2 protein-coding genes are annotated in these 1,512 nt (G+C 50.4%); both read right to left on the bottom strand.

Features of this window, described 5'->3' with window-relative positions:
• Positions 1-51: 51 nt before the first annotated feature.
• Positions 52-180: a hypothetical protein gene (locus tag ASF99_RS17700; RefSeq protein WP_268761031.1), complete on the bottom strand. Its 129-nt coding sequence runs from the start codon at positions 178-180 to the stop codon at positions 52-54.
• A 651-nt stretch (positions 181-831) separates the two neighbouring features.
• The coding region (locus tag ASF99_RS00020; protein WP_326937792.1) for a JAB domain-containing protein at positions 832-1,512 on the bottom strand (681 nt) is incomplete at its 5' end.

Below are 1,512 nucleotides of genomic sequence, written 5' to 3' on the forward strand. Positions count from 1 at the left end.
GAGGTCGTTATGGGTTTTTTTTGTGTTTTCAGCTAGGTGTTGCACTTAATATTACAATTCGTCTTTTGTAAACAAGAAATCGATCAATAAGAAAAGTCCGAATGCAATCGGAACGAGGTAAAGTAGATTGACATTTGTAAGTGCTGCACCTAATACATCAGTCGATCCATCAAAGTTCATATGTAGTTTCTCCTTTTTAGATATCCTCGCATACGATACATCATTCACGACCGAAGCACTAACGACGATCTCATACGTGGACAAGCCTCTTTCCTTTAGTATGCCATTCCTTCGACTAAATCCTAACCTTTTATTTTTCTTTTTAGAATTCTATGGAACGCTCCGTGCCTTCCGTCGCAAGGAACAGGAACGTAGAGATGCCTCGCGCAAGCGATGTGCAGCTCTCGTTATCGGTCCGGCAGGAGGGGAGCGGTGCGATGAGGATGTTGCTGCGTGCAGCCTACAGCCTCACGCATGAGCCCGAAAAATCTTCTTATGCTGTACATCCAGTAGAAAGAGCATTACTACCTATCTACAGAAGGATCGATTCACTTCAATCAGCTATCTCTCCTCGAACCTTCGTACACTCCACTACTGTCTCACTACTGCATCTTCCATAACACCCTTCTATCTATATAGAAAAGACCAGATGTACTTTCTTACCCGCAGTGGATCCGTCCACTGCGGGTCTCTCATTGCCCTTGGATTCGGGACGAATCCATTCCTTACTCGCTTGCGCTCTCTCAAAAGAAAAACGACGTCGTTTTTCGTCCATGCTCTGGCGCGCAGACAGGACGGGATTGTCCCGTCCGTCTACGCTATACCATTCCTTTACAAAACACCTTGTGCTTTCAAACTGACGTATTCTTCTCCGGCACCGACGATAATGTGGTCAAGCAGCTGGATGCCGACGATACGTCCGACTTCGACGAGCCGTTCAGTCACCTCGATGTCTTCCCGTGATGGATGCGGGTCACCGCTCGGATGCTGATGGCTGACGATGAGCGACGTCGCATTGTTGAGGATGGCGGACTTAAAGATTTCTCTTGGATGGACGACGCTCGAGTTGATACTTCCGACGTGTGCCCGATGGACAGCAATGACGCGGTTCTTCGTATTGAGTAGGATGACGAGGAATACCTCACGGTCATCGTCCTGGATGAAGCGTTTGGCGACACAGAACGCGTCCTCGGGGGACGTGATGTGCGTTGTCTCGAGCGCGACGTCTGGCTCACGAACCTCTTGGCGGATACGGGTGATTTCAACGAGTGTAGTCAGTTTCATGGAAAAGCTCCTTTCGCGAGTGGGATGCAGTCCGACACGGTGCCGTCCTGTTGACGGGAACGCAGCGAGCATCGCGAGACGGCGCAAGGGTGACCGCAGGGAAAGATCAAAAAAAGCGGACAGCGCACCGGTACGGAGGCTTCCGGAGCCCGCGAGCGAAAAGCCTTGCTTTGAGCCAAAACGCGGAGGAAGACGAGGAACGGCAGCGGCTTTTTTTGATGGCCCTTG

Origin of the sequence: Exiguobacterium sp. Leaf187 (assembly GCF_001423925.1) — a bacterium.
GTDB classification, from domain to species: Bacteria; Bacillota; Bacilli; order Exiguobacteriales; family Exiguobacteriaceae; genus Exiguobacterium_A; species Exiguobacterium_A indicum.